We start from the raw sequence: 25,836 nt of genomic DNA on the forward strand, positions 1-25,836 counted from the left end.
ATCAGTTGATCAGCGTCGGATTCCGCTTTTCTTCCTCGATCTGCTGTTGGCGTCGAACGGCTTCGCACTGGGCGTGCGATCTGAAATCGGCCTTGGCGCACTGCGCGGCCATGCACTGGGCGCGAGCGATGAAGTTCAGGCCGGCACAAAGCGACTGCGGGCTCGCCAGTGGGACGGGGTCGGGCGGTGGCGGCTGCGCAGGTTCCGACGCCGGTGTCGCAACAGGTTGGGGCGACACCGCCACTGGCGCCGCCGCCTTGCGAGGCTTGGCGGGCGTTGCGGCGGGTTTCACGGGCGCGGGGGGCGACTCTTCCACCGGAGGCGCTTCGGTGACCACGGGTGCGGGCTCGGCCGCTTGCACGATGGGTGGAGGAGGCGCCGCAGGCTCGGCGGGCGCCGGTACCGGCACCGCGACCTCCTTCGCAACGGCAGGCACCGCCGAGTTCCGGGCGTTGTAGACGTAGCCCCAGCCGGCAGCGACGGCGGCGACCACCGCTATCACCAGGCCCCACGTACCGAGTCGACTTGCAAGGGACTGGGGCTTGCCGGCCACGCTTCTCGAACGCGAGGAACGCCTGGACGCAGACCGACGGGCGCTTCGGGCCAGGGACGACGAGGAGGGCGAAGCGGGCAGGGGGGGCGGCAATCCTCTCCGGGCGCGGGAGACCACATCAGCCGCCCCGGCGACCGCCGTTGCGGGGATGGCGCGGTTGAATAGCCCCTCGGGAGCGAGGTCAGGGTGATACGCCATGCGCTGGGTCGCAGGCCACTCTTCCTCAATGCCCGGCAGTGTGTCGGCAGGCTCCGCGACCTCGATGGCGCCAGCGGCCACCGCAGGGGCGACAGCGGCCTTCAGCCGCCGTCCGCACCCCTTGCAGAACTTGCTGTTCTCGTCACGGTTTGCCGTTTGGCATTCAGCGCAGACCACCGCGATGCAACCCGTCGTCAGGTCACCGCGACGCGCTTGGGCTTGTTCACCATGCGCCTGGCGATGACAGCGCCCAATCCCATCGTCAGTTCGAGGGCGAGATTCGGCTGCCGATTCGACATCTCGGCGAACCGGATGGCGGTGAGTCTCCAGACGCGGGCCGAGCCCGTCGCGACGACATTGGCCGAACGCGGCAGCCGGGAGAAGAACGCGCCTTCACCGACCACCGATCCGGGATTGAGGATGGCCAGTTGCATCTGGCCCCTGTCACCGATGAGGTGGACGCTGAGCGCGCCACTTTCGATGAAGAAGAGCGTTCGGTCGTTCGCGCCCTGGTCGATCAAGACCTGGCCCGCCGACAGGTCGAAGGGTTGCAGATAGCTCGCCAGAGTTTCCCATTGCTGGGCGTTGAGCGCTGGCGCAAAGGCGTCATAGCTGGTGTTTTGCGCGATGGCGCGGCAAAGATCCTGAATGCTGGATGACATTGATGTAAGCCCTTGCTGTGGGTCGAGTATCTGCGAAACTGAAAATGAGTGGTGACACATATCACACAAACTCACATTTTCAGCTCATTTGCCGATGCAGAAGCGGGAAAAGATCACGCCCAGCAGGTCGTCGGCGCCGAACTCGCCGGTGATTTCATTGAGCGCGTTCTGAGCAAGGCGCAGTTCTTCGGCCAGCAGATCCAGGGCCTGGGCCTGCGCAGCCAGGTGCTCCGCCGCGATGGCAAGGTGATGACCGACCCGCGACAGCGCCTGGACGTGACGCGCCCTCGCGAGGTAAACGCCTTCGGGCACGGACTGCCAGCCCGCCACTTCGAGCAACCGGCTTCGCAGCGCCTCGATGCCGAAACCGGTCCGGGCGGAAAGACTGATCCCGGCGCTCGGGCTCGGGTTTGCGCCTGGCACCGCATCCAGCTTGCTCCAGATGTCGATCACAGGCACGCTCGGAGGCAGTTTGGTCGTCAGGACGCCCGCGATCTCGTCGTCTGCCTGCACGTACTCCGTCGAGGCAGTCCGCGTCAGATCGTGCAGGAACAACACCGCGTCCGCGCCTTCGATCTGTCCCCAAGCGCGGGCGATTCCGATCTGCTCGACTTCATCGACGCTGTCGCGCAAGCCGGCCGTATCGACCACATGGAGCGGGACGCCGTGGATCTGGATGGTTTGCGACACGACGTCGCGCGTGGTGCCCGCGACAGAACTCACGATGGCCAGTTCCGCACCGGCCAGGGCATTGAGCAGGGAACTCTTGCCTGCGTTAGGTTGCCCAGCGATCACGACTTTGATGCCTTCTCGCAACAAAGCGCCCTGGCGAGCGCGCTGCTGCACCGCGTCAAGTTGCACCTTCAACGCAGCCAGTTGGCCGACGGCGTCGGCCTCCTGGAGGAAATCGATCTCCTCGTCGGGAAAATCGAGTGTTGCTTCGACGAGCATTCGCAAGCGCACCAACGCATCGAGCAACGTATGGATTTCCTGCGAGAACGCTCCGGAGAGCGAGCGCCCGGCACTGCGCGCCGCGGCTTCCGTGCTGGCGTCGATCAGGTCGGCGATCGCCTCGGCCTGGGCCAGATCGATCTTTCCATTGAGGAAGGCACGCTGGCTGAACTCTCCCGGTTCAGCCACGCGCAATCCGGCCAGCCGGCATTGGCCGCTGGCGGGGTCGATTTCTTCGGCCGCCTCGAGGCAGCGTGCGAGCAGCAATTGCAGCACCACCGTACCGCCGTGCGCTTGTAGTTCGAACACGTCCTCCCCAGTGAAGGAATGAGGCGCGGGAAAGTGGATGGCCAATCCGTGGTCGATCGGCACGCCCTCCGCATCGCGAAAGGGAAGGTAGGTGGCCTCGCGCGGCTTCAGCGGGCGCGCGCAGATGGCGTCGATGAGGGGCGCCATCTGCGCACCGGACACCCGCACGATGCCGACGGCCCCCCGGCCGGAAGCCGTGGCGATGGCAACGATCGGATCGGCGGGGCGCGCGAGCATGGCGAGGATTCTTCCAGCAAAAAGGGCCGCTTTCGCGGCCCCTCGTTACGGTGTCGGCGTTGACGCCTACTTCTTGCCAAGCACGCCCAGGCGCTTGTTGATGAACCACTGCTGCGCGATCGACAGCACGTTGTTGGTGATCCAGTACAGCACCAGGCCAGCCGGGAAGAAGATGAACATCACGCTGAACGCGAGCGGCATGATCCACATCAGCTTGGCCTGCATCGGGTCCGGCGGCGTGGGGTTGAGCCAGGTCTGGAACAACGAGGTCGCAGTCATCACCACCGGCAGGATGAACCAGGGGTCGGGTGCCGAAAGGTCCTGGATCCAGAGAATCCACGGTGCATGGCGCATCTCGACGGACGACAGAAGCACCCAGTAGAGCGCGATGAACACAGGGATCTGGATCACGATCGGGAAGCAGCCGCCCATCGGGTTGACCTTTTCCTCGCGATAGATCCGCATCATCTCCTGCTGCATTTCCTGCGGCTTGTCCTTGAGCCGCTCGCGCATTTCCATGATCTTGGGGTTGATGGCCTTCATCTTGGCCATGCTTGCGTAGGCCTTGGCGTTGAGCCAGTAGAAGGCGGCCTTCAGCAGAACCACCAGGGCCACGATCGACCAGCCCCAGTTGCCAAGGATGCCGTGCAGTTGGTTGAGCAGCCAGTACAGCGGCTTGGAGATGATCGCAAAGATGCCGTAGTCCTTGACCAGGTCGAGACCGGGAGCGAGCACCTCCAGCTTCTTCTCTTCCTCGGGACCGGCGAAGAGATTGCTCTCGATGGTCTGCGCCGCGCCGGGCGCCAGCTTTGGCACCTGCAGCACCATGGCCACCGAGAACAGGTTGTTGCCGAGATCCGCCACGCGGAACTCGCGCTTGATGCTCTCGCTGCCCGGCACATTGAGCAGCCAGGCCGACACGAAATAGTGCTGGACCATGGCGACCCAGCCGTCGTTGGCAGGAGCCGGCAACTCGACCTTGCCCTTGGCGATATCGGTGAAGGCGATCTTCTGGAACTTCTTCTGCTCCGTGTAGATGGCCGGACCGGTAAAGGTGTTGGTGCCGAACATCGTGCCCGCAGCGACGGTGCCGTGCCGCACGAACTGCAGATAGAGCTGCGCATCACGCGGCTGGTCGCTGACGTTGACGATCTGGTGCTTGACGTGGATCGAATAGTCGCCGCGCTGGAATACGTAGGTCTTGACGTATTTCATGCCACCCACCGGCTGCGATTCGAAGACGACTTCGAGCGTGTTCTGCCCGTCGGCCAGTTGGCGAGGTCCCGGACGCGCCGTCATCAGGCTCAGGTGATTGGGGAAGCGATCGCCGGTGTCCACGGTGTTCAGCAGGCCCGTCTGGGCGACGTAGCGGGTCGCGGGCGAGCCGTTCTCCATCAGGGTCACAGGCCTGAGTTCGTTCTCCGCGACCGGAAGACCGAAGAGGCGCCGCACCCACTCGACCAGCCCGTGGTTGTTGGTCTGGTCGACGAATTTGAGCAATTGCAGTTCGGAAAGGGTGCCGCCTTCTCCGTCGATCACCGCCTTGAACACGTCGGTGGAGACCGTGATCTTTTCTCCGATCGCCGGAGCAGCGGCTTGTGCGGGCAGCGAGCCACTTGCAGGCACGCCTGCGGCGGCAGGGACGCCGTTGTTGGAGCTTGCGGCCGGTGCGACCGGTGGGTTGGCAGGCGCAGCCGTCTTCGTCGAGGGAAGGAAAGTCGGCTTATGGCCGTTGTAGACCTGCCATTGGTCCCACAGCAGCACCAGCGAGAAGCCAAAAATCACCCACAGGATGGTGCGGCGGATATCGTTCATGAAGAAGACTTCTTGTCGTCGGAAGAGAGAAAGGCAAACAGCGAACCCGATCGCGAGGTCGGGTGTTGTGCCTTGGGAGGAACCGGATCATGCCCGCCTTGGCACCAGGGCTGGCATCGAGCGATCCGGCGCAGCGTGAGATAGCTGCCGGCTGCGGCGCCGTGCTGCTCAAGCGCGGCGATGGCGTAAACGGAACAAGTGGGCTCGAAACGGCAGGACTGGCCAAGCCAGGGGCTCAGCAATAGTCGGTACGCCTTCACGAGGCCAATCAACAGGCGGTTCATCATGCGCGCGCCACGGCGGCCCGCTCAAGCAATTGCTGGAGTTCGGCCCTGACGGCGGCCTTGAGCTTGTCGGACACCGCGCTGACGAACTCCTTGCGATCGAAGCCGGCGCGAAGGCGCACGACATGCGCGGCCTGCGGCAATGAAGCTTCGGACGCGCCTGCGCTCACGGAATAGATCTGGCGTTTGATCGCGTTGCGGGTGACCGCACGGCGGGCCCAGCGTTTGGGAACCATGGCTCCAACCCAAACCTCCTGTTCGTTGAACAGGGGCGCGACGCCGGACGAGACGTCCAGCGCACAGCGATGCAGTGCAAAGTGGGCGGTGCGCGCCACGGTGGCACCTGCGAGTACGGCCTGGAATTGCGCGCGGGTCTTGAGCCGCTGCATGGAAGCCAACCGCAAGGCGCCGTCAGGATGTGATGGCGGCTGCGATTCGACTGGCAACGGTGCTGGCGTGCCGATTAGACGGCGAGACGCTTGCGGCCCTTGGCGCGGCGAGCGTTGATGACGGCGCGGCCGCCACGGGTCTTCATGCGGACCAGAAAGCCGTGGGTACGGGCGCGGCGGACTTTGGATGCTTGGTAAGTGCGTTTCATGATGATTTTCCTGATTCACCGGCTGGCCGGCGTTTGAGCCTCTCGGCCCGGAAGGCCATTGGCGACCTTGGTTTTCCCCGGGAGATCCGAGAGATACCCCGAAACACACAAAGAGGTTTTCAGGGAAACCCGCGATTATCGCAAACATTCTTGCAGGCGACAATCCCGCGAGGATTCCGCACCCATTCGACCCCCGTTGAATTGGGTGTGGATAAGTTTTTGACAAGTTAGAATCTACGGCGCATCGCGGCGCGACTATCCACAACACAAACACGAGAGATGGCTGAGGGACAAACCACTTTTCAGAGCACCCATGGCGGGTGACGGCGTCGGTGACAGCCTTTGGCAAGCCTGCGTCGATCAACTCGCGCAGGAGTTGTCCGAACAGCAGTTCAACACATGGATCAAGCCGCTGACCGCCAAGGTCGCGGACGATCTTTCGCGGGTTACGGTCTTCGTTGCCAACCGCTTCAAGCTGGACTGGATCCGGGCTCAATACGCCGGCAAGATCGCTGCCATGGCCGAAAAGCTATATGGCCAGCCAGTACTCATAGAGTTAGCGCTTGCTCCTCGGGAAATCGTTAGTCGGCCTGTTTCGATGGCCGTCGTTTCCGAGACCGATGTGCCGCGCGAGATGGTCAGTCCGGGCGAGGACATCTCCGCTTCGGCATTCAAGAATCGCCTGAACGCGGGACTCACTTTCGAGACCCTGGTCGAGGGCACTGCCAACCGCATGGCGCGCGCAGCGGCCATGCACGTGGCGGGCATGCCGGGGCATCTCTACAACCCGCTGTTCATCTATGGCGGCGTCGGTCTGGGCAAGACCCACTTGATGCACGCGGTGGGCAACCGGCTGCTGGCGGACCGCCCCGATTCGAAAGTTCTCTACATCCACGCGGAGCAATTTGTATCCGATGTGGTCAAAGCATATCAGCGCAAGACTTTCGACGAGTTCAAGGAGCGCTATCACTCGCTCGATCTGCTGCTGATCGACGATGTGCAGTTCTTCGCCAACAAGGACCGGACGCAGGAAGAATTCTTCAACGCCTTCGAAGCGCTGCTCGCCAAGAAGTCGCACATCGTGATGACGAGCGACACCTATCCGAAGGGTCTGGCTGACATCCACGAGCGTCTGGTGTCGCGCTTCGATTCCGGTCTGACGGTCGCAATCGAGCCGCCCGAGCTCGAAATGCGCGTTGCGATCCTGATCAACAAGGCGCGCGCCGAGAGCGCCGAGATGCCCGAGGAGGTCGCCTTCTTCGTGGCGAAGAACGTCCGATCGAACGTGCGCGAACTCGAAGGCGCACTGCGCAAGATCCTGGCGTATTCGCGCTTCAACCAGAAGGAAATCTCGATCGCCCTCGCACGCGAGGCGCTGCGCGACCTCCTGTCGATCCAGAACCGCCAGATCTCGGTCGAGAACATCCAGAAGACGGTGGCCGACTACTACAAGATCAAGGTCGCCGACATGTACTCCAAGAAGCGCCCGGCATCGATCGCCCGGCCGCGCCAGATCGCCATGTACCTCGCCAAGGAACTGACCCAGAAGAGCCTGCCGGAAATCGGTGAGTTGTTCGGCGGGCGCGATCACACCACCGTCCTGCATGCGGTCCGGAAGATTTCAGGCGAGCGGCAACAGCTCACCGAACTCAACCAACAATTGCACGTCCTGGAGCAAACCCTCAAGGGCTGAAGCATGAAGGCGCTAATCAGGTTCGTCGAAGGCTGTCAAGGGACAACTCTGTGACCAGTTGCTGCACAAGGCAGCGCTTGTCCACAGGCCAGGCGCGCAACCCGAAGTTGTTCGCTCTGTCGCGACACCACCGGAGCGCGGCTACGCACAGCCGGCGGGATACCGCAAACGCTTGTCACGAAAGCGGAAAATCGACCTGTCCACAGGGCAGTGCGTCCCTTATCTACTACTACTAAATTGAATTAGAGAAATAAAGGAAGAGGTAAGACATGATCGTTTTGAAGGCAACACAAGACAAAGTCCTCGCGGCGCTGCAGTCGGTGGCCGGGATCGTGGAACGGCGCCATACGCTGCCGATCCTGGCCAATGTGCTCATTCGCAAGACAGGCGGCCAGTTGCAGCTCACCACCAGCGATCTCGAGATCCAGATTCGTACGCATGCCGAGCTCGGTGGCGACGAGGGCAACTTCACGACGACCATCGGCGCACGCAAGCTGATCGACATCCTGCGCACGATGCCGTCCGACCAGACGGTGAGCCTCGAATCCAGCGCGAGCAAGCTGGTGCTCAAGGGTGGGAAGAGCCGCTTCACCCTGCAGTCGCTCCCGGCCGAGGACTTTCCGCTGGTGCAGGAATCCGCCAACTTCGGCCCTGTCTTCAGCGTGCCGCAGAAGACGCTCAAGGACCTGTTGAGCCAGGTGTCCTTCGCCATGGCGGTGCACGACATCCGCTACTACCTCAACGGGATACTCTTCGTCGCCGAAGGCAAGCAACTCAGCCTGGTGGCGACCGATGGCCATCGGCTGGCCTATGCATCCGCCACGCTCGACGTCGAGGTGCCGCGCCAGGAAGTCATCCTGCCGCGCAAGACCGTGCTCGAAATGCAGCGCCTGCTGTCGGATGCCGAGGGTGCGATCGAAATGCAGTTTGCGAACAACCAGGCCAAGTTCAGCTTCGGCGGCATGGAATTCGTCACCAAGCTGGTCGAAGGCAAGTTCCCGGACTACAACCGCGTGATCCCGAAGAACCACAAGAACACGGTGACGCTGGGTCGCGCGCCGCTTCTGGCCAGCCTGCAGCGCACCGCGATCCTGACCAGCGAGAAGTTCAAGGGCGTGCGGCTCAACATCGAGCCGGGGACCTTGCGCATCGCGTCGAACAACGCCGAGCAGGAAGAAGCGCAGGATGAGCTCGACATCGACTACGGCGGTGATGCCATCGAGATCGGCTTCAACGTGACCTACCTGATCGACGCGCTCGCCAACATGAGCCAGGACATGGTGAAGCTGGACCTGGCCGATTCCAACAGTTCGGTGCTGATGACGATTCCCGAGAACGCGTCGTTCAAGTACGTCGTCATGCCTATGAGGATTTAACCCCCAGGCTTGCCCACTTCGTGTGGCCGCCCACCCCCTTGCAGGGGGCAATACCTGCGGACCGGCGCAGCCGGATCCGCGGTATTTCCCGAAATTGCGGTGACCTCCTGGTCGCCGATGAGAAAGATTCTGATGAGCGAAGACAACAAGCCGGACGTGCCACACACCGAGCCGGTCTACACACCCGAAATCGACAACGCGATTCCGATCGAGGTGACGCCGGCTGACGATACGACCTACGGCGAAGGCTCCATCACGATCCTCGAAGGGCTGGAAGCGGTGCGCAAGCGGCCCGGGATGTACATCGGCGACACCTCCGACGGCACGGGCCTGCACCACCTGGTGTTCGAAGTGGTCGACAACTCGATCGACGAAGCGCTGGCGGGCTATTGCGACGACATCGTCGTGACGATCCATACCGACAACTCGATCTCTGTCACCGACAACGGCCGCGGCATCCCGACCGGCGTCAAGATGGACGACAAGCACGAGCCCAAGCGCTCGGCGGCGGAAATCGCGCTCACCGAACTGCACGCGGGCGGCAAGTTCAACCAGAACAGCTACAAGGTCTCGGGCGGCCTGCACGGCGTGGGCGTGAGCTGCGTGAACGCGCTCAGCAAGATGTTGCGGCTCACGGTTCGCCGCGAAGGCAAGGTGCACACGCTGGAGTTCAGCAAGGGCTTCGTGCAGAACCGCATCGTCGAGGTCGTCAATGGCGTCGAGGTGTCGCCGATGAAGGTGACGGGCGAGACCGAGAAGCGCGGCACCGAGGTGCACTTCCTTCCGGACACGGAAATCTTCAAGGAAAACGCGGACTTCCACTACGAGATCCTGAGCAAGCGCCTGCGCGAACTGAGCTTCCTGAACAACGGGGTTCGCATCCGGCTGCTCGACGAGCGGACCGGAAAGGAGGATGACTTTTCCGGCGCCGGCGGCGTCAAGGGCTTCGTTGAGTTCATCAACAAGGGCAAGACGGTCCTGCATCCGAACGTGTTCTACGCGGCGGGCGAGAAGCCGGCAGATACCTACGGCGGCATTCCCGGCACGCACATCGGTGTCGAAGTCGCGATGCAGTGGAACAGCGGCTACAACGAGCAGGTGCTGTGCTTCACTAACAACATTCCGCAGCGTGACGGCGGCACTCACCTGACGGGCCTGCGCGCCGCGATGACGCGGGTCATCAACAAATACATCGAAGAGAACGAGCTGGCCAAGAAGGCCAAGGTCGAGGTCACCGGCGACGACATGCGCGAAGGCCTGTGCTGCGTGCTGAGCGTGAAAGTGCCCGAGCCCAAGTTCTCGAGCCAGACCAAGGACAAGCTGGTGTCGAGCGAAGTGCGCGCGCCAGTCGAGGACATCGTCGGCCGGTTGCTGTCCGACTACCTGCAGGAACGGCCGAACGACGCCAAGATCATCTGCGGCAAGATCGTCGAGGCGGCGCGCGCGCGCGAGGCCGCGCGCAAGGCGCGCGAGATGACGCGCCGCAAGGGCGTGCTCGACGGCATGGGCCTGCCCGGCAAGCTGGCCGACTGCCAGGAAAAGGACCCGGCGCTGTGCGAGGTCTACCTGGTGGAGGGTGACTCCGCCGGCGGTTCCGCCAAGCAGGGCCGCGACCGGAAGTTCCAGGCCATCCTGCCGCTTCGCGGCAAGATCCTGAACGTCGAGAAAGCGCGCTACGAGAAGCTGCTGACCAGCAACGAAATCCTGACCATGATCACCGCGCTGGGCACCGGCATCGGCCGCGCGGGCGCGACGACCGCGGGCGGTGGCGCCGACGACTTCAACGTCGCGAAGCTGCGCTACCACCGCATCATCATCATGACCGACGCCGACGTGGACGGCGCGCACATCCGCACGCTGTTGCTGACCTTCTTCTACCGGCAGATGCCCGAGTTGGTGGAGCGCGGGCACATCTACATCGCGCAGCCGCCCCTCTACAAGGTCAAGGTCGGCAAGGAAGAGCAGTACCTGAAGGACGGTCCGGCCCTCGACGCGTTCCTGCTGAAGGTCGCCCTGAAGGATGCCAGCGTCACGACCGGCGGCGACAACCCGACCACGCTCAGCGGTGACACGCTGGCCGAACTGGCGCGCAAGCACCAGCTGGCCGAAGCCGTCATTGCGCGCCTCGGGGTATTCCTCGACGCAGCGGCCTTGCGAGCGATCGCCGATGGCGTTTCGCTCGACCTCGACACCACGGCGAGCGCGGAAGCCTCGGCTGTCGCGCTGCAGAACAAGTTGCGCGAACTGAACACCACCGGTGCGCCGGCGGACGTCGCAAGCGAGTTCGATGCTCGCACCGACAAGCCGCTGCTGCGCGTCAGCCGCCGCCATCATGGCAACATCAAGAGCAGCGTGCTCACGCAGGACTTCGTCCACGGCGCCGACTACGCCGCGCTGGCGGAGGCTGCCAAGACCTTCCGTGATTTGCTCGGCGAGGGCGCGGTCGTCAAGCGCGGCGAAGGCGAGAGGGCCAAGGAAGAAAAGGTCAGCGACTTCCGCGAGGCCATGCGCTGGCTCATCGGCCAGGCCGAGAACGCGACCTCACGCCAGCGCTACAAGGGCCTGGGCGAAATGAATCCTGAGCAGTTGTGGGAGACGACGATGGACCCCAACGTGCGGCGTCTGTTGCGCGTGCAGATCGACGATGCGATCGAAGCCGACCGCGTGTTCACGATGCTGATGGGTGACGAGGTCGAACCGCGTCGCGAATTCATCGAGCAGAACGCGTTGCGGGCGGCGAACATCGACGTCTGAGAACCTTCGGTCGGCCCGGGGCCGACCGGGGCCGCGAACGAACGCATCGGTGCTTCTTCGTCGCGGCGATGCTTCCCCTCACTGCCCTGACGCGGCCACCGACACGCCACGAGGTGCGCGACCGAGCGCTCCGACAATGGCTGCGGCGACGAGGACAAGACCGCCGCCGAGCATCATGGTGTTCGAGATCCCATAGGCGTCGACCGTCACGCCGCCGAGCAGCGCGCCCGATGCGATCGCGACCTGGAACCCGCTCACCAGCAGCGCCTGCCCGGCCTCGGGCGCATCGGGCACGGCTTCCAGCATCCACGCGGTGAGCGCAACCGGGATCAGGCCGAAGGCCACGCCCCAGATGACGACGATCGCACCGCCGGCCACCAGGCCCGTCCCGACCAGCGTCGACATCAACAGCGCCGCCGCGAGCAGCACGGCTGCCAGCAGCGTTGCGGCTCGCACGCTGCGCGCGACCAGGCTTCCGCCGATGAAAGTGCCCACGAATCCGGCCGCCCCGTAGGTCAGCAGCAGCGCCGTGACGGCACCCGGGCCGAGGCCGTATACCTGCTGGAGGAGCGGCTTGAGATAGGTGTACGCGCCGAAATGGCCCGCAATGAGGAAGAGCACTGCCAGCAGACCGACCTGCGCCATGCGGCGCGTCAGCGGCGTAAGCAGGTCGCGTGGCTGGATGGCCCGTGTGGGCGGCATCGCCGGCAGTAGCCACATCTGCACCAGCAGCACGCCCGCCGCGAGCAGGCCGGTCATGCCGAAGGCGGCACGCCAGCCGGCGAGGTTGCCCACCAGTGCGCTGGCCGGCACGCCGAACACGGTGGCCACGGAGATGCCCGCAAGCACGAGCGACATGGCCCGGCCCTGCGACACGGCGGGCACCAGTTGCGTGGCCGCGCTCGGTGCAAATGTCCAGAAGCCCCCGACGCACAGGCCAAGGAGAAGGCGGGCGACGAGCATCGCAGTGAAGTTTGGGGCCACTGCCGCAAGCAGGTTCGACGCCACCAGCAATGCAGTGAGTGCGACCATCACGGTGCGTCGGTCGAGGCGGCCGGATGCCACGATCAGCGCCGGCCCCGCGAAAGCGGCGAGCACGCCCGGCATCGTGACCATGAGGCCGGCCGTTCCGTCGGAGACCTGGAGACCGCTGCCGATGTCCGTCAGAAGCCCGATCGGCAGGAATTCCGTCGTGACCATGGCGAAGGTGCCGACGGCGATGGAGCCGACCGCGAGCCAGGCGGATCGCGTGGTTTCGGTGATTTCGGGGGGCAGCGCATCGGCGCAGGTCGTGCAGGGTGCGTTCATCGGAGGTTCCTGGAAGGGCCGCTGGCGGAAGCTTCACCGGCGACTGTTGCGGAGGGACGAAGTTTGGAGGCGCTTCGCCCGCCGTGAAGTGGCCCGCCGGAACATCTCAATTTCCGGAATGCCAACAGTCGGAAAGCGACGTTGTTTATGCGCATTTCGGCACTGCCGGCCAGGGGTGTGGTTCGAAAATTGGCGTAAACGCTATTCCTAGCCCGAGTCTTGCTAAGGAAAATCACCGGTGGTCAGACGCCACTTTTCGAGCAAGCAAGGACAGCACAGCAATGAACCCGATCCGGTTTTGGCGGCCCGCGGCGGCCCTGGCAATCTTCGGCGCACTCCTTCCAACCCACGCGATGACGAATCCGCCGATCCGGATGGCGCAGGGCATCGAATACATGTGCGGCGGAAAGAGCAGCGAAGAGGCTGCCTTCATGCAGACCGTTTCGCCGCGCTGGGCTGCGACGCTGGAATTCGGCATCAGCCGCGCCAAGCCGGGCGTCACCTTTCCGTCCGAGGTGAAGGTCATGGTGCGTGAGCGGTACTCGGGCAGGCCGGTCATGGAAACCTCCACCGGCGCCCCCTTCATGCTCGCCCGGCTCGATCCCGGTGCCTACGAGATCGAGGCCTCGATGGGTGGCGTGACGCTCAGGCAGCCGCTGGTCGTCTTCAACGGCATGGCTTCCAAGGCTGTGTTCATGTGGCCGTCGAACGTCGATTTCGCCTCGGCCATGGACCGTTCGCGCCCGGAGCACCAGGCTTCGGTCAGCACCGGCGACTGAGACGAATACTTCGTCGCGCCAGATCAGGTTCTCCTAAGTCTTGCTGCGGATAGTGGTTGCGTGAAATTATTCACGCCCATGGAGCAAAGGACACAGCGATGAGAACCCAGAGGATCTGGCAGCCCGCGGCTGCCATTGTCATCGGCAGCGCGTCACTTTTCGGTGCATTGGCGGCGCATGCCGTCTACAACCCGCCCATTCACATGTTGAACGGCATCGAATACATGAGCGGCGGTGTGAGCAGCGAGGAAGCGGAGCTGATGGAGAACGTCGCGCCCCGCTGGCCGGCGACCTTCGAGTTCGCGGTCAAGAACGGCAAGCGATCGGAATTCGCCGCCGAAGTCGTGGTGACTGTGCGCAGTTCTTCCGGGCAGGCGGTGCTGAGCCGCGTGGTGGCCGATGGCCCTTTCATGGTGGCCCGGCTCGACCCCGGCCGCTATGAAGTCGAGGCCACCCTCGCCGGCCAGACGCTGAAACAGGAAGTGGAGATTTCCGCAGGCAGCGCCACCCGCACGCTTTTCGTGTGGCCGGCCGGGACGAACATCAGCGCGCATTCCTGAGGGCCGAAAATACCAGCCATCAGGGTGGCATGCACCTTGAATGTCGAGCCTGTCGCTCGCACATGTTGTGTCCGGGCCTGTGCCCGTCTCCAAGGCCCCGATGCCGCTTCGTCCCCTGATTGTCCTGACCACGCTGCTGCACGTCTACATCGGCCTGCGGCTGCTGCCTTCGCTGACTGGCGCCGGAGGCGGCTGGTGGGTGCTGGCTCTCGCGCTGGTGGTATCCGCCGCGACGATGCCGTTGCCGTTCGTCGGCATGCGGTCGGAACGCCGGCAACTCGCCGACGGATGGAAATGGATCGGCCTCCTGAGCATGGGCTGGTTCTCTTCGATGTTCGTCCTGACCCTGGTGCGCGATGCCGGCCTGCTCCTGGCCTGGCTGGCGGCGTTCCTGCTCGGCGCGACACCCGACTGGCCCCGGTGGCAGGTGGTCAGCGCCGCTGCGGTGCCGCTGCTGGCCACCGCGATCTCGCTGGTCGGGTTCCTCAATGCGCGCCGGACGGCCGGCGTGGTCCGGGTCGACGTCCCGATCCGCGACTTGCCGTCGGCGCTGTACGGTTTTACGATCGCGCAACTGAGCGACATCCACGTGGGCCCGACCATCAAGCGCGGCTATATCCAGCGCATCGTCGACGCGGTCAACGGACTGGGTGCCGACATGGTGGCGATCACCGGCGACCTGGTCGATGGCACGGTGCAGGAACTTCGGGAGCACATCGCACCGCTCGAGGGCCTGCGCGCCAAGCACGGCACCTTCGTGGTGACGGGCAACCACGAGTACTACGCCGGTGCGCACGCCTGGATCGACGAATTGCGCCGGCTCGGCCTGCGTGTGCTCCTCAACGAGCATGTGGTGCTCCAGACGCGCAACGTGAAGGGCGCGCAGACGGACGAGGAAATCATGGAAAGCGCCCTCGTGGTCGCCGGCGTGACCGACTACACCGCGGTGCATTTCGATGCGGCGCACGCGAGCGATCCGCACCTCGCAGTGCACGACGCGCCGCCGCTGGTGCACACGCGGGTGTTGCTGGCCCACCAGCCGCGGACCGCATCCGCCGCTGCCGACGCGGGCTTCCACCTTCAGCTCTCTGGCCACACGCACGGCGGCCAGTTCTTCCCGTGGAACCTGTTCGTGCCGCTTCAGCAGCCTTTCACTGCAGGGCTGCACAAGTTGCGCGAAATGTGGGTCTACACGAGCCGGGGCACCGGCTACTGGGGTCCGCCKAMGCGCTKCGGCGCGCCATCGGAAATCACCCTTCTGCGCCTGGTACCGGCGGCCTGACCCTCACGCCGGCCTGATGTTGCGTGCCGTGCCGAGGAGCGTGGCGCACAAGGTCTCGGCGCCTTCGGCATCGACGGCAAAGACGTCGGCGGCGCACACGGTCAACAGCTTGCCCGCGCTCACCACACGCCCGCGCGCCCGGACGACACGGCCCACCGCGGGTGCCACCAGTTTCAGCGAGGTGTCGACCGTCGCATTGCTCCAGCCCTCCGGCAACACGCTGCCGGCAGCGGCAACGGCAGCGAAATCCGCAACCGCAAAGACCGGCGTGGCCTGAAGCTGGCCGGGCCTGAATGTGAAGGCTTCGGCGATCGGCATCTCGACCTCGACCTGGCCCGGCGCCAGTTGCGTGAAGCGAAGCCCGAGCGTGCGGGCCATCGGCATCGCGAGCACAGCATTTTCGACGTGTTGAAGCTGTAGAGTGCTCATCGCTTTTCCTTTCGTGCGGGGGGTCGTGCGAGGGGTGTCGGCCAGGGCTTTGGTGTCTTCGCGCTGGCGCGCTGCTTGCGCTCCTGGGCGCGCAGCCACGACGCGTGATCGAGCACCTGCGCGCGCAAGACCTGGAGTTCGGTGATCTGCCGATCCAGCGCGTCCGCACGTGCCTGCAGGGCATCCGTCATCGTCGCGATGCTGAGCCGGCCGGCGCGGTAGGCCGGCAGCAGTTCACCGATCGCCTGAAGCGAAAAGCCGATGCGGCGCGACATCGCGATGAACACCACTTCGCGCCGCATCGATTCGGGATAGTCGCGATATCCCGATGCCGTGCGCGCAGGCTGCAGCAGGCCGAGCCGTTCGTAGTGGCGCAGCGCGTGCACGGTCACGCCGGCGCGTTGGGCGAGTTCGGAGATCCGCATGCGCCAAGGCTAGCAAGCCTCGCGTTGCGCAAAGCTTGTGCATCGACGACTTTTTTCGATGGGCGCTGTTGTCTCAGGCTTGCGTCAGGGCGAGCCGGCGTGCGTTCGACGTCGCCTTGGCGTGGATCGGCTTGAGCCCTCTCTGCACGATGCGTGCGCTGGCGCTGGTCAACTGGCTCACGGCAGCGGCCGAGCGCGTGGCAGCGGTCCCGACTGCTTCGGCGTAGGTCAGGGCTTGTGCGGGCGTCGTGCTGGTGGCGAAGGAGAAGAGGGCCACGCCGCCGCCCAGCCAGTGCTTCACTGCGCGGTTGATCAGCGCGAACTGCGTGGTGTGTAGCTGATTTGCCATAGCGGCGCCGGCTTCGCTCGCGGCGGCGAGTTTCTCGTGACCCATCAACTGAAATTCGGCAAGATCAGCGTCACTGGGAGAGAGTCCCGCCTTGGCGATGCGCTCGGTACGCATCTGGATGACGGAGCCTGACGACAGGAGCATCTCGTTGGTCTTGACGGCCACGTCGACCCACAACATGAGCGGGTTGAAGAAGCGGGGTGAGGAGAGACTGGGCGTCATGGTCAATTCTGCAGATGGGTTGACGAACTATAGGCCTACGGCGTGCTCTTTGCTGCACTGCAGCATCGTTTAAGGACGCAGTCCTACTTTTCGGCGCGGCAAACAACACTTTGCCCATTTTCGAAGTCTGAGATGCTTGTTACATATAACCATACGAAGTCATCAAGTCGAATGTCCAACTCGGCAATCTTCAAGGCAGCCCTGGGTGCGGGGTTCCTGCTGCTTTCACTCGGCGCCGCCGCGCATCCTCAGGATCAGGCGCCCGGCATCTATCTCCAGGCGGGCCAGGCCCTTCATAGCGAGGGCGACACGAATTCGATCACCGTCGGCTACGTCATGCCGTGGCGATATAGAGAGTCTCCGGCGCTTGGGGGCCCGCTCTCCTTCTATTGGGATTTCTTCGCGAGTGCGTGGCGGGCTCCGCAGACGGGTGGCGACCATCGCAACTATGGGCAGATCGGCGTGATTGCCAATTGGCGGTGGCGCTTCGGCGAGGGGGAGTCGCCCTGGTTCGCCGAAGCGGGGATCGGCGGCACGGTGATGGACAGCCTCTATCGCACCGCCAGCCGCGAGTTCAGCACGACCTTCCAGTTCACGGAACAGATCGGTTTCGGACGCAACTTCGGAGAGCGAGGGGAGCATGAGCTGTCCGTGCGGCTCCAGCACTTCTCGAACGGGGGCATCAAGGAGCCGAATCCAGGCGAGAACTTCTGGCGGGTGCGCTACCTTTATCGCTTCTGAGGATCACACAGTGCGGGCGTCGGAGGCCTGGGCCTCCTGCCTCGGCGCAGACTGGAGGCGGGCAGGGTGGAAGACCTGCCGGTAGCGCGCGAGCCAGGCGTCTGCGCTAGCCTCTTCCGATGGCATCGTTGCGGGGCGCATGCCCAGTCCGAATTCCAGTGCCTCGGCATTTCGGCGAACACTGCATTCCGGTGTCAGGATGGCCCAGCGCGCGTTCGCGAGTCGGCGCGCGAAGAACGGCGCGACCGCTTCGACAATGTGATGGTCGGGCTCGAACCACCCGATGTGCAAGGGCTCGGCGCCGGCTTCCTCGTCGATCACCTTGAAGTGGATCAACGCCTTCATCTTCTGAATGTCGCGCCGCACCGCCTGGGCCATGTGGAGGGCACGCATGCGATCGGCATCGAGCGGCTTGCGGCGCAGGTCCGGCTCATGCACCAAGCGCCACAACAGCCTGTAGAGCAGCACGAAGCGGGATGGATCGTTGTGAAGGATCACCGTCTCGCACAGCGACAGGAAGGAGCGGGGAAGGAAGAGATTCGGCGACGCAGGTGCGGCACGCGCGGCGGACTCAACGCTCCTCCCGCGCTTCGCCAACTCTGCCGCGGTATCGGTTCGTGCGTGCCAGTCCGTATCCTCCGGTGGCACAAGACTCGCCAGCAGCGCCCGCGCTTCGCGGCGAAAGCCTGGTAGATCGATCTCTCCCGCGAGAGTGACGGTGTGCTGCGACATGGGCGCTAACTTAGGCCGCAGCCCTTGTGCAGCCTGTAGGCGTTCACGCGAAAAAGGAGGAGGTCTGCGCTGGCGCAGCACCAACCGGGGGCATCAGGTCTGGGCCGTTGGACGGGCCTCGCGCAGTCGCTTGGCACGCAGTTCGGTCACCACGTAGAAGAGACTCGCAACGATGAGCGGCAGCAGGTAGTAGAGGGCGCGGTACGCCAGCAGTGCCCCCAGTAGCTTCCCCTGGGGCACGACATGCCCGAGCAGCGCGATGAACACGGCCTCGAGCACGCCGAGCCCGCCCGGCACATGGGTGATGACGCCGGCCACGGCCGCGACGAGGAACACCGCGAGTACCGTCGGGTAGGGCACCTGTTGCTGCAACAGGAACCAGATCACCCCGCCCATCAAGGTCCAGTTGCCGCACGACATGGCGAGCTGGAGCAGCGCGATGCGCAGCGGCGGCGTGTCCAGGTCGTGGTCGCGGATGTGCCACGTGTGCTCCCGTGCGATGGCGCACAAGGCAAGGTAGGCGACTCCCACCAGCAGCAGCGCGGCCCCGAGGACGCGCAGGCCCCCGCTGTCGATCTTCCAGTCGGGCGGCAAGGGCATGGGCCAGAAACAGAAGGCTGCGCCCGCGACCACGAAGTAACCGAACCAGTTGGTCAGCATGCTGAACCCGAGCACGCGCGTGATGGTGTTGTTGTCGAGGCCGAGCCGCGAATAGAGGCGGTACCGGAAGGCGACGCCGCCGACCAGCGAGCCGAGGTTGAGGTTGAAGGCGTAGCTGATGAAGGTGACGCCCATCACCGTGCCGGTGCCCAATGCGTGCCCGGTCATGCGCCGGCCGAGCAGGTCATAGGTGCTGTAGAGCGCATGGCTGCAGACCGCAAGGAGGGTGGCCGCCATTAGCATGGGCAAGGGGATCGCCATCACCGAATCGAGCACGTCGCTCCAGTCGATGGTGCGCGCCTGCCGCACGATCAGGAAGACGACGAGCGCGAAGAAGAGCCATGCCGCGATGCGTTTCGCCCAGGGCCACCAGCCGTGTCCCCGAGGTCCTTGCGGCTCGACGGCACGCACGGCGGCGTCGCTGGCGGCCATCAGGCCACGTCCGTCTGCGTCGCCCCGCCGCCGCGCGCTTCGGGCGCTTCCAGCGGCTTCAGGCGCGGCGCGTGGCGCGGCAACCAGCCCGCCCACGACGGGTACCACCGAATCAGGTGGAAGATGAAGAAGCTGCGCACCAGGCGCCAGACGCTCCATTCGGTCAGGTCGGACGCATTCACCTGCTTGCAGTTGTGATGCATCAGGTGCTCGAGCCGTCCCCCCAGCACCTGGTTGAAAGCCCTGTCGCGAACGATCACATTGGCTTCGAGATTCAGTGACAGGCTCAACGGGTCGAGGTTGCTCGATCCGACCGTGCTCCATTGATCGTCCACCAGCGCGACCTTGCCGTGCAGGGGACGTTCGCAGTATTCGTAGATGCGCACGCCGGCATGCAGCAGGTGGTGGTACAGCATGCTGGCCGCCACCTTGACGATCGGCATGTCGGGTTCGCCCTGGAGAATCAGTCGTACATCGACGCCGCGCCGGGCCGCGCGCCGCATCTCCTTGATCAGCCTGTAGCCGGGGAAGAAATAGGCATTGGCAATCACGATGCGCCGCCGCGCGCTGCGGATGGCGGCGCGGTAGTGTCGCTCGATGTCGTTGGTGTGCCGGCGGTTGTCTCGCGTCACGAACTGGGCTTCGGCCTCGCCCGCAGGGGCGTTGTGCTGGTGCGTGGCCTTCAGGCGGCGCCGGAACCACCCCGGACCCTTGCCGCCGACCGCGATTGCGTGAAGGACGAAGCGATGGATTTCCGAAACGATCGGCCCTGACAGCTCCACGGCATAGTCCTGCTTGGCCTTGGGACCGAAGTCCATCAGGTGATCGGCCGAGTAGTTGATGCCGCCCACGAAGGCGACCAAACCGTCGATCACCACGATCTTGCGATGCATGCGGCGAAAGACGTTGACCCTCTGGCCGAAGAGGCGCTTGCCCGGGTCGAAGACGCGCACGTTGACGCCGGCGGAGGTCAGCCCGGCGATGAACTCCGGCGACAGGTCCGGCGAGCCGAAGCCATCGATCATCAGATCGACCTTCACGCCGCGCTGCGCAGCCGCCCGCATGGCGCCGTGCAGCTGGGCGCCGACCTTGTCCTCGAACAGGATGAAGGTCTCGATGACGACTTCGCGCCGCGCCTGACGGATCGCCTCGAACACGCGCGGAAAGAATTCCTCGCCGTTCTCGAGAAGATCGATGCGGTTGCCGCCGATCCAGCGCTGGTTGGTGGCGGTAGGTTCGGAGACGCTCATAGCTCGATCTCCGCCACCAACGGCGCATGGTCCGACAGGTGCGACCAGGGCTTGCGCGGCAGCACGACCGGCGCATGGACGCCCGCGTTGCGCACGTAGATGCGGTCCAGCGGCAGCAAGGGAAAGCGCGCCGGAAAGGTCCTGGCCGCGCTGCCATTGGCATGCACGAAGACCTCCCGCAACGAGGCGCCCTGCTCCAGGATCTCATGCGCGCGGCCACGCCAGTCGTTGAAGTCGCCCGCCACGATCAGCGGCGCATCGGCGGGCACTTCGTCGCGCACGATGTGGCAGAGCAGTTCGAGCTGCTGCAGCCGATGCACTTCGGACAAGCCGAGGTGGGCGCAAATCACATGCACGTCGACCGGCCGCGCGGGCAGGCGCAGGACGCAATGCAGCAGCCCGCGCTTCTCGGGACCCGTGATCGACACATCATGATTCCGGTACTGGACGATCGGGAATTTCGACAGCACGGCGTTGCCGTGGTGTCCCTTTGGGTACACCGCATTGCGGCCATACGCGAACTGCGGCCACATCGTGTCCGCGAGGAACTCGTAGTGCGGTGCCTCTGGCCAGTTGTCTACCCTGCGCGAGTGGCGCGAATGGGTTCCCAGGACTTCCTGCAGGAACACGACGTCCGCACCCACCGTCCGGACCGCTTCCCTCAACTCGGGCAGGATGAACTTGCGGTTCAGCGCAGTGAAGCCTTTGTGGGTGTTCACGGTCATCACCTTGAGGGAGGTCGTCGGGGCCACCACGGCGGCGGAATGGGATGCGGGCTTCACAGGAGTGGTTGTAAGTCGAGGGGTCGGACGGGGGTGTAGGAACGCGCCACCTCCTTGATCGGCCTTCGCGGCCCGGCGGCTGGTTCCTACAGGGATGGCTGCTGCATCCCCACATGGCGCGGCGGAACGCCCTCCTACGGTGCAATCCAGAGCTTGAACGAAAGGCTCTCACTCATTGGAATGAAGCAAGGATATCTCGCAGTGGCGGGGCAGGCGAGCACCAAGACACCCGCGGGCGCTGCGGACCCCACCCAGAAGCCTGGCCGGGGAGAAGGGTGAGCGGCCGGAAGTCCCGACCAACCCGACGGACAAGAAAAGGCCMGCGACGCCTTCACGTCGCGGGCCTTGGTCCGGCGTCAGCGCCGCATAGAAGCTGCGCGTGGCGTCGGCGCGCTTGGCGAACATCGCGCTGCGTTCGGCCTGGAGGGCCTGCATGCGATCCAGGCGCTGCGGCGTGGTCAGCTTGGCGAACTCGGCGCGGTCCGGGCGGGCCTGGCCGGCGGGGCGCGCGGGTGGTTGCTGCGCCGAGGCGAAGCTGTTCCATGCGCCTTCCTGCGCCGGCGTGAGCTTGAGCTTTTCCTTCAGGGCCGAGAGGCGTTCTGCTCGCTGCTTTTGCATGCGCTCGATGCGCTGTGCGCGGTCTTCGCGGTTGTGGCGTTGCTCCGCCTGGGGTTGTGCGCCGGGTTGCTGGACCCCGGGCTGTGCCTGCGCGAACGCGCCGGCCGAGGCGAAGGTGGCTGAGGCCAGGAGACCGGCCCAGAGAAGGCTTTTGCGAGACGAGATCATGAGAGTGCTTCCTTTCGAAGAAGCCCGCCGCCGATGGGCAGCAGGTGAAGGGAAGTTTGGCCGCGCGATGTATCGCAACCGTGAGGCGGGAGTTAGCGCGCGTAAAGAAAAATGTACGGCTCAGGCCAGCTTGCCGTCCTGGAAGTCCTGCACCGCCTGCATCACCTGCTCGCGGGTGTTCATGACGAAGGGGCCGTACTGTGCGATGGGCTCGTGCAGCGGCTTGCCCGCGATCAGCAGCGCCCGTGCGGGGCTGTGATTGGAAGCCGGCGCATGCAGCACGACGCCGTCGCTGCCGGGGTCGTTCGCGAGGATTGCCATGCGCTTGGTGGGGACCTCGCTGCTTCCGATGTAGAGCGATTCGCGGAACACGTAGAGCAACGCGTTGTGCGTGTCGGACAGCGGCTGCGCGAACTCGGCGCCAGGGGGCATCGTGATGTCGAGGTAGAGCGGCTCGGTGTGCTCGCGCTGCACGGCGCCCTGGATACCGTGGCTCTCACCGGCGATCACGCGCACATGCACGCCGGTCAGTGTGGTGAATTCGGGGATCTCCTCGCTCTGGATGTCGCGATACCAGGGATCGCGCATCTTGTCGCTGGCCGGCAGGTTGAGCCAGAGCTGGAAACCTTCCATCAGCCCTTCCTCCTGCTCGGGCAGTTCGCTGTGGACCAGCCCCCGGCCAGCCGTCATCCATTGCACGCCGCCGTTCGACAGCAGCCCTTCGTGGCCCGCGCTGTCCCTGTGTCGCATGCGGCCCGAAATCATGTAGGTGACCGTTTCGAAGCCGCGGTGCGGGTGGCTGGGAAAGCCGCCGATGTAGTCGCCGGGGTTGTCGCTGCCGAAGGCGTCGAGCATGAGGTAGGGGTCGAGCCGTTGCTGCAAGGTCTGGTGCAGCACGCGTGTGAGCTTGACGCCGTCCCCATCGCTGGTGGAGACGCCGGCGACGATCTGGTCGATACCCCGGGGTTGGGCGAGCGCAACCGGCTCGATGCCGTGCGAATTGTGGGCGTGACTGGAGGTGGTCATGCGGTCATGGTGGCACGGTCGCGACGACCGTGTTGTCGGAGGGGGCGCCGGCTTCGTGGCTGGGCCCGCGATCCAGGTGCCGTCAGCCCAGGGCTTCGAGTTCCCACGAGACGTTCTGCCAGGACACGCCGAAGCCCTTGGCGGCAGTCGGTGCCGGAGCGGACCGGATCGCATCCGCGGCCCACTCGGCGCCAGCGCTCACGCTGTCGATGAGCGGCACCGGCACCCGATCGGCGATGTCGGCCGCCATGCCGGCCAGGCCTGCGCCGCCGAGGATCACGGCATCCGCCTCGAAGCGAATCGCCGCCTCGCGGCAGGCTTCGGCCAGCAGCGTGCGGGCGCCTTGCGGATCGGCGGCGAGTTGCGCGCCTGTCGGCGCCACGGTATGAACACCCGCGAGCGAAGACGCCTGCCCGAGCGACCACGCGAGCCGTTCGAGCATCGGTCGCCAGGCCTCGCCGCCCGTCACGATGGCGAAGCGGCCGTGCTTGGCCGCCGACAGGAAGGCCGCCTCCGCCAGGCCACTGACCGGCACGCCTGCGCCCGCGCGCAGCGCAAAAAGACCCGGATCGCCGAAGCAGCCGATCAGCATGGCGTCAGGCCGTTCGCCATGCGCGTGCGCCGCGGCCCAGGCATCCAGCGTGGCGTGCTGCGCCACGGCATAGCTGGCCTCGCAGGCAATGTACGACGCGCCGAATCGCGCGGTGACGGCACGCACTTGCAACGCTTCGCCCGCCTGCGCCTGCAAATGCCGCTGCAACAACTCGCTGACCGAAGCCGAGGTGTTGGGATTGATGACGAGCAGGCAAGCCATCAGCGACGTCGCGTGGACCGCCTGCGCAACAGGGCCGCGGAACCGAGCGCGATGGCCATCACTGCGAAGGACACGACGGTGGTCACCGTGCCGAGCGCGTAGATGGATGGCGTGGTCACGGTCGATGTCAGGCCCTGCAGTTCGAGCGGCAGGGTGTTGACGTCGCCGATGGCTTGCGAGGTGCGTGCGATCTCGTCCCAGCTCAGCGTGAAGCCGAACATGCCGATGCCGACGATGGAAGGGCCGATCAGCGGCAGCACCACGTGGCAGAAGCTTTGCCACGGCGTTGCGCCGAGATCGCGGGCGGCCTCTTCGTAGGCCGGGTTGAAGCGGTTGAACACCGCGAACATGATCAGCAGCCCGAAGGGCAGCGTCCACGTCAGGTGGGCGCCCAGCGCGGAAGTGAGCAGGCCGAGTGCGGTGCCGTAGTTCTCCAGCGTGGTGGTGGCGTCCATGGCGGTGAGCGCACTCTTGATGCCGCCGTCGAGAAGGCGGAACTGCAGGCCGATGCCGAGCGACACGATGATCGACGGCATGATCAGGCTCGCGACCGTGATGAAGAACAGGGCATTGCCGCCCTTGAGCCGCTTGCGGAACGCGAGGCCCGCGAGCACGGAGAGCACGACGGTGAAGAGCATCACCACCGCGCCCAGCATCAGCGAGCGCCTGAAGGCGGCGCCGATGTCGACGGTCCCGAGGCCCTCGGCGAGCTTGTGGAACCAGTGCAACGACACGCCGCGCAACGGAAAGGTGAGGCCGCCTTCCGGACCCTGGAAGCTGAGCACGAAGATCGTGATCATCGGTCCGTAGAGGAACAGCACGAAGAGCGAGAAGACGATGGCCAGCGGCCAGAAGCCCACTGAGCGCCGCTCACCGATCCGGTTGCTCATAGTTCCTTCCGGATGTCGACCAGGCGGGTCAGGCCCCAGATGATCATCAGCACGACAGCCAGCAGGATCATCGCGTTCGCCGCCGCGAGCGGGAACTGCAGGTACGAGGTCTGCACCTGGATGATCTTGCCGATGGAAGCGATCTGCTGGCCGCCCATCACGCCGATGGTGACGAAGTCCCCCATGACGATCGTGATGACGAAGATCGAGCCGATCAGGATGCCGGTGCGCGACAGCGGCACGATCACGTTCCACAGCGTCTGCCAGCCCGATGCGCCGGAGTCGCTTGCGGCTTCGAGCAAAGAGCGGTCGATGCGCATCATCGAGTTGAAGATCGGCACGATCATGAACATCGTGTAGAGATGCACGAAGGCGAGCACCACCGAGAAGTCGGAGAACAGCAGCCACTCGATGGGGGAGTCGATCAGCCCCACGCTCATCAGGCCCTGGTTCACGAGGCCGTTGCGACCGAGCAGCGGCACCCACGAGATCATGCGGATCACGTTCGAGGTCCAGAAGGGGACCGTGCACAGCACGAAGAGCAAGGTCTGGATACCCGGCGAACGCACATGGAAGGCGAGGAAATAGGCCACCGCGAAGCCGATGACGAGTGTGATGGCCCAGACCAGCACGCAGAACTTCAGCGTGCTGATGTAGGTCGAGAGCGTGACGCAGAAGTCGCCGTTGTCGGTGAGGTGCGAGCAGCCTTCGAAGATGCTCAGGTAGTTGCGCGGCGACAGCGCGGGGATGAGCTCGTACTCGTTGAAGTTCCACAGGCTGACCATCGCGATCAGCGCCAGCGGGATCAGGAAGAACAGCAGGAACACCAGCGCGAACGGCGCCGCCTGCCACCACGCGCCGATGGTGCGGGTGGCGGAAGCAGAAGCCTTGGGCGTTGCGACGGTGACGGCGTTCATGTTGAAGTTCTTGTTCCCTCCC

The 25,836-nt window shown here is 64.8% G+C and carries 26 protein-coding genes and 1 pseudogene; 7 read left to right on the forward strand and 20 right to left on the reverse strand.

Going from position 1 to position 25,836, the window contains the following annotated elements; translation table 11 throughout:
* Position 1: 1 nt before the first annotated feature.
* The 7 genes from AC1D3B_RS14160 to rpmH form a co-directional block, all read right to left on the reverse strand.
* On the reverse strand, positions 2–553 hold the full coding sequence (locus AC1D3B_RS14160) for a hypothetical protein (protein WP_478191302.1): 552 nt from the start codon (positions 551–553) through the stop codon (positions 2–4).
* A gap of 392 nt (positions 554–945) precedes the next feature.
* On the reverse strand, positions 946–1,413 hold the full coding sequence (locus AC1D3B_RS14165) for a cyclic nucleotide-binding domain-containing protein (protein ID WP_478191303.1): 468 nt from the start codon (positions 1,411–1,413) through the stop codon (positions 946–948).
* A gap of 84 nt (positions 1,414–1,497) precedes the next feature.
* Entirely contained in the window at positions 1,498–2,910 is a 1,413-nt protein-coding gene (mnmE, locus tag AC1D3B_RS14170; protein ID WP_478191304.1) for a tRNA uridine-5-carboxymethylaminomethyl(34) synthesis GTPase MnmE, read from the reverse strand.
* Between the two features lie 66 nt (positions 2,911–2,976).
* Entirely contained in the window at positions 2,977–4,725 is a 1,749-nt protein-coding gene (gene yidC, locus AC1D3B_RS14175) for a membrane protein insertase YidC (RefSeq protein ID WP_478191305.1), read from the reverse strand.
* Positions 4,722–5,009 carry a membrane protein insertion efficiency factor YidD gene (gene yidD, locus AC1D3B_RS14180; protein ID WP_478191595.1) on the reverse strand — a complete coding sequence of 96 codons (288 nt, stop codon included), beginning with the start codon at positions 5,007–5,009 and terminating at the stop codon, positions 4,722–4,724. The genes yidC and yidD overlap by 4 nt, the downstream gene beginning before the upstream one ends.
* On the reverse strand, positions 5,009–5,398 hold the full coding sequence (locus AC1D3B_RS14185; protein WP_478191306.1) for a ribonuclease P protein component: 390 nt from the start codon (positions 5,396–5,398) through the stop codon (positions 5,009–5,011). The genes yidD and AC1D3B_RS14185 overlap by 1 nt, the downstream gene beginning before the upstream one ends.
* Positions 5,399–5,472: 74 nt before the next feature.
* The gene (rpmH, locus tag AC1D3B_RS14190; protein WP_007834827.1) at positions 5,473–5,607 is read right to left on the reverse strand and encodes a 50S ribosomal protein L34; all 135 of its coding nucleotides are present in this window, start codon (positions 5,605–5,607) and stop codon (positions 5,473–5,475) included.
* 313 nt (positions 5,608–5,920) lie between these two features.
* On the opposite strand from rpmH, the gene dnaA reads away from it, so the two are divergent.
* The 3 genes and pseudogenes from dnaA to gyrB all read left to right on the forward strand — a co-directional run.
* Positions 5,921–7,300, forward strand: a complete 1,380-nt coding sequence (gene dnaA / locus AC1D3B_RS14195; protein WP_478191307.1) for a chromosomal replication initiator protein DnaA — start codon at positions 5,921–5,923, stop codon at positions 7,298–7,300.
* 269 nt (positions 7,301–7,569) lie between these two features.
* The gene (dnaN, locus tag AC1D3B_RS14200) at positions 7,570–8,676 is read left to right on the forward strand and encodes a DNA polymerase III subunit beta (protein WP_435517184.1); all 1,107 of its coding nucleotides are present in this window, start codon (positions 7,570–7,572) and stop codon (positions 8,674–8,676) included.
* 237 nt (positions 8,677–8,913) lie between these two features.
* Positions 8,914–11,430 (forward strand): annotated as a pseudogene (gene gyrB / locus AC1D3B_RS14205) (DNA topoisomerase (ATP-hydrolyzing) subunit B); the annotation flags it as partial.
* Positions 11,431–11,508: 78 nt separating this feature from the next.
* On the opposite strand, the gene AC1D3B_RS14210 reads toward gyrB, so the two are convergent.
* Positions 11,509–12,738 carry an MFS transporter gene (locus AC1D3B_RS14210; protein WP_478191308.1) on the reverse strand — a complete coding sequence of 410 codons (1,230 nt, stop codon included), beginning with the start codon at positions 12,736–12,738 and terminating at the stop codon, positions 11,509–11,511.
* A gap of 281 nt (positions 12,739–13,019) precedes the next feature.
* Here AC1D3B_RS14210 and AC1D3B_RS14215 point away from each other — a divergent pair, with 281 nt between their 5' ends.
* The 3 genes from AC1D3B_RS14215 to AC1D3B_RS14225 all read left to right on the forward strand — a co-directional run bounded on the left by AC1D3B_RS14215 (position 13,020) and on the right by AC1D3B_RS14225 (position 15,359).
* Positions 13,020–13,517 (forward strand): hypothetical protein, encoded by a 498-nt coding sequence (locus tag AC1D3B_RS14215; RefSeq protein WP_478191309.1) that lies wholly within the window; start codon positions 13,020–13,022, stop codon positions 13,515–13,517.
* A gap of 98 nt (positions 13,518–13,615) precedes the next feature.
* A complete protein-coding gene (locus AC1D3B_RS14220) occupies positions 13,616–14,077 on the forward strand; it encodes a peptidase associated/transthyretin-like domain-containing protein (RefSeq protein WP_478191310.1) in 462 nt (153 codons plus the stop codon).
* 100 nt (positions 14,078–14,177) lie between these two features.
* Positions 14,178–15,359 (forward strand): metallophosphoesterase, encoded by a 1,182-nt coding sequence (locus AC1D3B_RS14225; RefSeq protein WP_478191311.1) that lies wholly within the window; start codon positions 14,178–14,180, stop codon positions 15,357–15,359.
* A 3-nt stretch (positions 15,360–15,362) separates the two neighbouring features.
* Here AC1D3B_RS14225 and AC1D3B_RS14230 read toward each other — a convergent pair whose 3' ends face one another.
* The 3 genes from AC1D3B_RS14230 to AC1D3B_RS14240 all read right to left on the reverse strand — a co-directional run bounded on the left by AC1D3B_RS14230 (position 15,363) and on the right by AC1D3B_RS14240 (position 16,784).
* On the reverse strand, positions 15,363–15,788 hold the full coding sequence (locus AC1D3B_RS14230; protein WP_478191312.1) for a PaaI family thioesterase: 426 nt from the start codon (positions 15,786–15,788) through the stop codon (positions 15,363–15,365).
* Complete coding sequence (locus AC1D3B_RS14235; protein ID WP_478191313.1) at positions 15,785–16,213, reverse strand: MerR family DNA-binding transcriptional regulator; 429 nt, start codon at positions 16,211–16,213, stop codon at positions 15,785–15,787. The genes AC1D3B_RS14230 and AC1D3B_RS14235 overlap by 4 nt, the downstream gene beginning before the upstream one ends.
* Before the next feature lie 73 nt (positions 16,214–16,286).
* The gene (locus AC1D3B_RS14240; protein ID WP_478191314.1) at positions 16,287–16,784 is read right to left on the reverse strand and encodes a polyhydroxyalkanoate granule-associated phasin; all 498 of its coding nucleotides are present in this window, start codon (positions 16,782–16,784) and stop codon (positions 16,287–16,289) included.
* Between the two features lie 171 nt (positions 16,785–16,955).
* Between AC1D3B_RS14240 and AC1D3B_RS14245 the strand changes: the two genes are divergently transcribed.
* Positions 16,956–17,525, forward strand: a complete 570-nt coding sequence (locus AC1D3B_RS14245; protein ID WP_478191315.1) for an acyloxyacyl hydrolase — start codon at positions 16,956–16,958, stop codon at positions 17,523–17,525.
* 3 nt (positions 17,526–17,528) lie between these two features.
* On the opposite strand, the gene AC1D3B_RS14250 is transcribed toward AC1D3B_RS14245, so the two are convergent.
* From AC1D3B_RS14250 to AC1D3B_RS14290, 9 genes are all read right to left on the reverse strand, one after another.
* Complete coding sequence (locus AC1D3B_RS14250) at positions 17,529–18,257, reverse strand: TIGR03915 family putative DNA repair protein (RefSeq protein WP_478191316.1); 729 nt, start codon at positions 18,255–18,257, stop codon at positions 17,529–17,531.
* Between the two features lie 93 nt (positions 18,258–18,350).
* On the reverse strand, positions 18,351–19,349 hold the full coding sequence (locus AC1D3B_RS14255; protein ID WP_478191317.1) for a lysylphosphatidylglycerol synthase domain-containing protein: 999 nt from the start codon (positions 19,347–19,349) through the stop codon (positions 18,351–18,353).
* A complete protein-coding gene (gene clsB / locus AC1D3B_RS14260; RefSeq protein ID WP_478191318.1) occupies positions 19,349–20,599 on the reverse strand; it encodes a cardiolipin synthase ClsB in 1,251 nt (416 codons plus the stop codon). The genes AC1D3B_RS14255 and clsB overlap by 1 nt, the downstream gene beginning before the upstream one ends.
* Positions 20,596–21,324 carry an endonuclease/exonuclease/phosphatase family protein gene (locus tag AC1D3B_RS14265; protein ID WP_478191596.1) on the reverse strand — a complete coding sequence of 243 codons (729 nt, stop codon included), beginning with the start codon at positions 21,322–21,324 and terminating at the stop codon, positions 20,596–20,598. Before AC1D3B_RS14265 ends, clsB begins: the two co-directional genes overlap by 4 nt.
* Positions 21,325–21,549: 225 nt before the next feature.
* A complete protein-coding gene (locus tag AC1D3B_RS14270) occupies positions 21,550–22,167 on the reverse strand; it encodes a Spy/CpxP family protein refolding chaperone (protein WP_478191319.1) in 618 nt (205 codons plus the stop codon).
* A 120-nt stretch (positions 22,168–22,287) separates the two neighbouring features.
* Positions 22,288–23,193, reverse strand: coding sequence for a pirin family protein (locus tag AC1D3B_RS14275; RefSeq protein WP_478191320.1), 906 nt, complete (start codon positions 23,191–23,193; stop codon positions 22,288–22,290).
* Positions 23,194–23,275: 82 nt separating this feature from the next.
* Positions 23,276–24,007 carry an aspartate/glutamate racemase family protein gene (locus AC1D3B_RS14280; protein WP_478191321.1) on the reverse strand — a complete coding sequence of 244 codons (732 nt, stop codon included), beginning with the start codon at positions 24,005–24,007 and terminating at the stop codon, positions 23,276–23,278.
* Entirely contained in the window at positions 24,007–24,897 is an 891-nt protein-coding gene (locus AC1D3B_RS14285; RefSeq protein ID WP_478191322.1) for an ABC transporter permease, read from the reverse strand. Before AC1D3B_RS14285 ends, AC1D3B_RS14280 begins: the two co-directional genes overlap by 1 nt.
* On the reverse strand, positions 24,894–25,814 hold the full coding sequence (locus AC1D3B_RS14290; RefSeq protein ID WP_478191323.1) for an ABC transporter permease: 921 nt from the start codon (positions 25,812–25,814) through the stop codon (positions 24,894–24,896). Before AC1D3B_RS14290 ends, AC1D3B_RS14285 begins: the two co-directional genes overlap by 4 nt.
* Positions 25,815–25,836 lie beyond the last annotated feature (22 nt).

It is taken from the genome of Variovorax sp. P5_A3 (assembly GCF_056400665.1).